Raw genomic sequence first — 6,318 nt, 5'->3', positions numbered from 1 at the left:
GCCCCGCCCGCCGGTCGTCTGTGGGCCGGCCGGGGGGCGCCGTGGCCGGGGCGGGTGCCAGGGCCGGCTCCGGCCACCGTTCCTTCGACCCCGCTGGCCGCCGAGGTGCTCGACGCTGACGGGGCGGCGGTGGGGGTCGACGGCCGGGGAGTGCCCACAGGCACCCCTCACCGGCTGGTCTGCGGCGGTGGCCGGCCCGAGGAGGTGTTGGCCTGGGCCGGGCCCTGGCCGGTCGACGAGCGCTGGTGGGACCCCAGGGCCCACCGCCGGCGCTGCCGCTGGCAGGTGGTCACCGCCACCGGGGCGGCCCACCTGCTCGCGCTCGAAGGGGGTCGGTGGACGGTCGAGGCGACTTATGACTGACCGGGCGGGCTTGGCCGCATCGACAAGGGTGCTGGTCAGGGGCAGGTCGCCGCTCGGCGCGAAGCGCCGATAGCGAAAGACACCAGCCGCCGGGGGGCGTAGGCTCAGGCGGGGCGGCCCCCGTGGACAAGGAAGGACCCGACACAGATGCGTAGATCGTTGCTTGCGGTGCCGATGGCAGCCCTGCTCTTCATGGCCGCCTGCGGAAGCGACGGCGGCACCGACGACACCCCCGCGCCCGGGGCTGACGGCGCCACCGCGACCACGGCCCACGGGCACACCCACGGTGGGGCGCCGGTCAACGCCTCCTGCACCCCGTCGGGCAACACCGTGACCGTGGTGGCCAACAACACGTCGTTCCAGAGCGACTGTCTGGCGGCCCCCGCCGACCAGGCGTTCACCGTTTCGTTCGAGAACAGGGACACGGTTGGCCACAACATCGTGTTCCTCGAGAGCCACAGCGCCACCGAGGTGATGTTCCGGGCCGAGATCTTCGCCGGTCCCGGCACCCGCACGTTCAACGCCGGACCGTTCCGGCCGGGCACCTACGCCTTCCACTGCGAGGTCCACCCCCACCAGATGTCGGGGGCGTTCGTCGTCAGGTAGGGAGCGCGGGTCAGGCGGTCGACACCGGTCCCGTCCAACCGCAGGCGAACTTGACGCGGTCCCAGGCGGCCGCCCGCTGGCGGGCGGTCGTCGACCCGTCCCCGTTACGCACGTAGGAGACGGTGGTCATCATGCCGCCCAGCTGGTGGTAGAGGTTGTGGCAGTGGACCATCCACTGGCCGGGGTTGTCGGCCACGAAGTCGACGGCCACCCTCTCCCCAGGGCGGACGATCGTCGTGTCTTTTCTGGGGCCCGGCGAGCCGTCGGTGCGCACCACCTGGAAGGTGTGGCCGTGCAGGTGCATGGGGTGGAACATCGTGGTCGTGTTGTTGAACACCAGGCGCACCTTCTCGCCCTGGCGCACCTTGAGGGGCTCGTCGCCGTGGGGCGCGCCGTTGATCGTCCACACGTAGCCCTCCTCGCCGCCGCCCAACTCGGCCACGTACACCCGGTCGGGCCGCCCTTCGGGTAGGCGCACGTCGCCCGCGGCCCGCAGGTCACGGTTGTGCAGGACCCTGCCGGTGAGCTCGGAGGGCCGGACGTCTGGCGGCGGGGCCGCTCCCGCCCCCGAACGGATGAGGGCCACAGCCTGGTTGGCCTTGGCCTCGGCCACGGCCACCAACGGGAACACGCCGGCTTCGCTCACGGTCACGACCACGTCGTAGCGCTCGGCCATGGCGATGATCAGCGAGTCGACGCGCACGGGCTCGACCGGGAAGCCGTCGGTGTGGGTGACGACCATCTGGTGGCCGCCCACCGCCACCCGGAACGGTGTGTCCGAGCCGGCGTTGATGATCCGCAGCCGGAGCCGCTCGCCGGGCCGGGCCTCGAACGTCACGGGCTGGGACGGACGGCGGCCGTTCACCAGGTAGAGCGGGTAGACGACGTCACCGCCGGCGCTGGCCAGTTCGGCGCTCGTGGGCCCGGGGTCACCCCCGGCGGCCGCCGCCTCCAGGTGGGCGGCGTGGGCGCCCCGGCCGGCCCGCAGGTCGTCGAGTATCTCCTCGGGGGCCTGGCCCAGCCCGTGCACCCAGTCGTCGAGCACCACCGTGTACTCGCGGTCGTAGGCCCCGACCTCGCGGGGGTCCTCGATCACGAGGGGGGCGTACAAGCCGGTGTCGAGGTGGAGGCCGTGGTGGGGGTGGAACCAGAACGTCCCGGGATCGGGGGCCGTGAACTCGTAGAGGAAGGTCGCACCCGGCGCCACCAGGGGCTGGGTCAGCTCGGGCACGCCGTCCATGTCGTTGCGCAGGGCCAGCCCGTGCCAGTGGATGGTGGTCGGCTCGGGCAGGTTGTTGGTGAACCGGGCCTGGAGGACGTCGCCGGCGGTGAGCCTCACCTCCGGCCCCGGGACTATGCCGTTGTAGCCCCAGGTCTGCACGGGTAGCCCGCCCAGGTCGTGGGCCAGGGGCGATGCGGAGATCGCCACCTGGTGCAGGCGGGCGCCCAACCGCCGCCGCCGGGCCTCGGCTGCGGCCACCTCCGGGCCCGACGCCTCGATGGGCACGGCCGCGGGGGTGGCCCCACCGCAACCGGCCAGCACGACGCCCGCCGACGCGGCACCGCTCAGGGCCAGGAACTGCCGCCGGGACAGGGGAGACATGGGACCGGAGTCTAAGGGCGGACCGGCGCCGGTCGGGCCGGGTGGCCCCTGTAGTAGTAGGTGTCCACGACATCTATTGAAACCCACCGTGCAAAGGCGGTAGGCCGTAGGGCGGGAACAAGGGGGGCGCCGATGGACGGACGACGGCTGGCAGGGTGTGCAGTGGCGTTGGGGGTGATGGCGGGAGCATGCTCGTCGAGCACGACCGCCGGCCCGCCGGAGGCGTCGAGGGCCGCCCAGGTGAACGCGTTCGACGACGAGGTGCCCCTGTCGCGCAGCCACGAGGGCCCGGCCGTCGTCGTCGACAAGGACGACCCCAACATCGTCTACCTGGCCCACGTCGAGCTGATCACCGGCGAGTGCCGGTTCGCCGTCTCGGTCGACCGGGGCGCCACCTGGCGCCAGGAGAACGCGCCCGAACTGCTGCCCTTCACCCGCAACTGCGCCATGGGGGCGGCCTTGCCCCAGAACCTGCGCAACGAGCTCCAGCAGGGCCCCAACGGCGACCTCTACTGGGTCTTCCAGGCCAACGCCCCCGACCGCAACGGCACCCGCAGCGTGATGCTGGGCCGCACCAGCGACGGTGGCCGGTCGTGGACCACCACCGCCATCGACCCGGGCGCGCCCGCGCCCGAGCCCGGCGTGCAGATGGAGGTCAACTTCCAGGGCCACCTGGCCATCGACCCGGCCGATCCCGAGCGTCTGGTCGCCATGTGGCGGCGTTCGTTCCGCAACTACCCCGAGTCGCTCCCGACCCGTCCTTACATGGCGACCTCGACCGACGGCGGGGCCACGTGGAGCGCGCCCCAGCGAATGTTCGAGAAGAACAACGGCTTCGACGGCCCCTACCCGGTCATCGCCGGCGACAGCCTCTACGCCTTCTACCGGGAGTCGGCGCCGCCTGCGCCGGGGGCTGACCAGCCGCCGCTGCCCGAGCCGCCCACCACCAAGCTGTTCGTGGCCATCTCCAACGACGGCGGCCGCACGTGGGCGCAGGACGTGGAGATCGCCCGGGCCCGCGACGCCAGCGAGCCCATGCCCCTCTACGACCGCACCCGCAACATGTTCCACGTCGTGTGGCACGACAACCGGGCCGAGGAGCTCGACATCTACTACTCGTCCTCGACCGACGCCACCACCTGGACCACACCCAAGCTGCTCAACGACGACACGCGGGGGACCCGCGTGGGCCAGCACTACCCCCGCATATCGATGAGCCCCGACGGGCGCATCGACGTGGCCTGGTACGACTGGCGCGACGACCCGTTCCCGCCGCCCACGGTCGGCACCGGCCAGATCCTGTCCCTGTTCAGCAACCGGGGCACGATGTCGAGCGTCTACATGACCAGCTCGCGCGACGGGGGTGAGACGTGGACGCCCAACCTCAAGGTCAACGACCTGCCCATCGACCGCACCATCGGCACGTGGAAGAACAACATCGACGTGCTCTCCCCGGTGGCCATCTCGTCGGACAACCGGGGGGCGGTCGTGGCCTGGTCGGACACCCGCAACGGCAACGCCATCAGCCAGGCCCAGGACGTGTTCACCTCGACCGTCTCGTTCGGCACGACCGAGCCCCGGCGGGTGACGGCCCTGCAGGCCGGCCTAGCCGGCGGCCTGTTCGGCCTCGGCATCGCCATGTGCCTGGCCGTGTTCCTGTTCCGCCGCCAGAACCCCGCCCCCGAGACCAAGCCCGCCCGCCAGGAACAACCGGTCGGCTGAGCCGGCTGAGCCGGCTGAGCCGGCGGTCCAGAACCCCCCGAAACCTGCGCGGGAACCGTGGGCGTTATGCCCGCGAAACCCGCGCGGGTTTCGTGAATGGGGCCGTCACGCCGAGGGCCAGTCCGACCGAGGCAAACGTCGCGGGCAGGATGACGAAGGCTGAACTGTCGGACGCGACGGCTCCGGTCATGAGCAGCACGACGGCCAGGTAGGAGCCGAACTGGGCGCTGGCGGCCGGCCAGGGGCAGGAGAACGGCGGTCACGATCACGCCCACGACCGCCAAGGTCCCCAGTGCGTTGGCGAAGACCGCCCCCCCCAGCAAGACCCGGGCCCGGCCCTCACAGGTCCTGCCGTCCGCCAGGTGGCGTCCCTCGAGAGGAAGAAGTCATCGATAGCCCCACTGCCGGCTGCCGACCGCGCCCGGGACGGATTGGTCCCTTCCCACGACCCCAGCTCGTAGGTCCACCACGCCAGGCGAAGAGAAAGCGACCCCTGATAGTCGTCAGCGGGGTCTCGGACCGACGCTCGCCATGAGAACCGGCCCTCTCGGGGAGCCCTCACCGTGCTGTCGCGGGCGTCGACGAGGTGGAACGAGACCCGCCCCCCGTCCTGGCTGAGGACGGTCAACGCCCCCTGGCAGCCGAGCCCGTCCTCGTCGGAGAAGGCGGCCGCGGCCGGTCCGGAGGCGACGGCCAGTGAGACCGCTACGGCCGCCACGACCACGACCACGACCACGACGGCGATGGCGACGACGGCGAGCGCGGGCCGCTTCACTCACCGGCCACCACCACCGTGATCCCGACCAGTACCACGCCCGCCACCATCGGGGCCCGGCGGCTCACCGTAGGCTCCCGTGGTTGTCTGGGCTGCTCACGGTCCGACCTTGCCGGCGGCCCCAGGCCGCTATCTCGGCCATGGCCCGGTGTCGCGGTCGTTGCCCACCCGTAGGTCGTGGTCGGCCCCGGCGACAGTCACGCGCCGGCCGCGGGCGACCACGGGGACGACCACCAGGACGGCGGCGCCGGGACCCCCCGAAACCTGCGCGGGAATCGTGGGCGTTTCGCCCACGATTCCCGCGCAGGTTCTCGTTTCTCGGTCAGCCGCCTGTGCTCCACCGACCCGCCGTCGCGCCGCCCGAGGGGTCGGTCAGGCGACCCGGACGACGGCGGAGAGGCCGCTGATCTCCAGGAGGCGGGCCGTGCTGGGGGACGGGCTGCGGACGACGAGGTCGCCGCCCGAGGCCCGCAGGTCCTTCACGGCCACCACGATGGCCCGCAGGCCGGTGGAATCTATGAACTCGGTCTCGGCCAAGTCGAGGGTGACGAGCGCCGGGGCCGAGCCGCTCAGGGCCTGGAGCTCTTGCTGGAGGCGGGGCGCGGTGGCCACGTCGAGCTCCCCGGTGACGCGGACCACGGGACTGCCCTGGTTAGGTTCCACGGACACGGCAAAGGGTTGGGGCGTGCTTCTCAATTCGGGTCCCCCCGTCTGGGTCGGGTGGGCGCTCAGGTCGGGTTTCAACCCACGTGCATCCTCGCGCTCGGCGGCTCGGCTGGCAACCGCCCGGCTTCGATCATCGAACATACGTTCGGGTACTCTAGGCGGCGATGGGGTGGAACAACCCGCCGGCGCCGAGGCCCGAGCTCGGCCGCCACGACCGGCACCCGGGCGACGGGGGCGACAGCCCGGCGTGGTCGCGCCGGCGCCAGCCCTACCAGCCTCCCCCCGCCGGGCCCCCGGCCGGGCCCAGGGGAGGCGGGCGGGGGCCGGCCTACGCAGAGCTGCACTGCCACTCGGCCTTCAGCTTCCTCGACGGGGCCTCGTTACCCGAGGAGCTGGCCGAGGAGGCCGCCCGCCTGGGCCTCGACGCTCTGGCCCTCACCGACCACGACGGCTTCTACGGGGTGGTGCGCTTCGCCGAGGCGGCCTCGGCCCTGGGCCTGCCCACCGTGTTCGGGGCCGAGCTGACCCTCGACCTGTGGCCGCCCTCACCCCACGAAACCTGCGCGGGAATCGGGGGCGTGCC

The 6,318-nt window shown here is 72.4% G+C and carries 7 protein-coding genes; 4 read left to right on the top strand and 3 right to left on the bottom strand.

The window, feature by feature from the left end; all coding sequences use genetic code 11:
- Both AB1673_13940 and AB1673_13935 read left to right on the top strand, forming a co-directional pair.
- A partial coding sequence (locus AB1673_13940) for a DNA polymerase Y family protein (protein ID MEW6155065.1) occupies positions 1 to 363 on the top strand: 363 nt, incomplete at its 5' end.
- Between the two features lie 174 nt (positions 364 to 537).
- On the top strand, positions 538 to 969 hold the full coding sequence (locus AB1673_13935) for a cupredoxin domain-containing protein (GenBank protein ID MEW6155064.1): 432 nt from the start codon (positions 538 to 540) through the stop codon (positions 967 to 969).
- A gap of 10 nt (positions 970 to 979) precedes the next feature.
- Here AB1673_13935 and AB1673_13930 read toward each other — a convergent pair whose 3' ends face one another.
- Positions 980 to 2,572 (bottom strand): multicopper oxidase family protein, encoded by a 1,593-nt coding sequence (locus tag AB1673_13930; protein MEW6155063.1) that lies wholly within the window; start codon positions 2,570 to 2,572, stop codon positions 980 to 982.
- A 132-nt stretch (positions 2,573 to 2,704) separates the two neighbouring features.
- On the opposite strand from AB1673_13930, the gene AB1673_13925 reads away from it, so the two are divergent.
- Positions 2,705 to 4,294: a sialidase family protein gene (locus AB1673_13925; GenBank protein ID MEW6155062.1), complete on the top strand. Its 1,590-nt coding sequence runs from the start codon at positions 2,705 to 2,707 to the stop codon at positions 4,292 to 4,294.
- A 265-nt stretch (positions 4,295 to 4,559) separates the two neighbouring features.
- Here AB1673_13925 and AB1673_13920 read toward each other — a convergent pair whose 3' ends face one another.
- On the bottom strand, positions 4,560 to 5,069 hold the full coding sequence (locus AB1673_13920) for a hypothetical protein (protein MEW6155061.1): 510 nt from the start codon (positions 5,067 to 5,069) through the stop codon (positions 4,560 to 4,562).
- Positions 5,070 to 5,441: 372 nt separating this feature from the next.
- A complete protein-coding gene (locus AB1673_13915; GenBank protein ID MEW6155060.1) occupies positions 5,442 to 5,738 on the bottom strand; it encodes an STAS domain-containing protein in 297 nt (98 codons plus the stop codon).
- Positions 5,739 to 5,899: 161 nt separating this feature from the next.
- Between AB1673_13915 and AB1673_13910 the strand changes: the two genes are divergently transcribed.
- Positions 5,900 to 6,318, top strand: a 419-nt coding sequence (locus AB1673_13910; protein MEW6155059.1) for a PHP domain-containing protein, incomplete at its 3' end; no start/stop codon positions are given.

The organism is Actinomycetota bacterium, from assembly GCA_040754375.1.
In the GTDB taxonomy this organism is placed as follows: domain Bacteria; phylum Actinomycetota; class Acidimicrobiia; order Acidimicrobiales; family AC-14; genus JBFMCT01.
This window is presented reverse-complemented; position numbering and strand designations above follow the sequence as displayed.

What these genes read in the sequence shown, in the direction of transcription:
- AB1673_13935 (MEW6155064.1), top strand. Translation starts at nt 538, where the DNA reads ATGGCAGCCCTGCTCTTCATGGCCGCCTGCGGAAGCGACGGCGGCACC.
- AB1673_13930 (MEW6155063.1), bottom strand. Translation starts at nt 2,572, where the DNA reads ATGTCTCCCCTGTCCCGGCGGCAGTTCCTGGCCCTGAGCGGTGCCGCG.
- AB1673_13925 (MEW6155062.1), top strand. Translation starts at nt 2,705, where the DNA reads ATGGACGGACGACGGCTGGCAGGGTGTGCAGTGGCGTTGGGGGTGATG.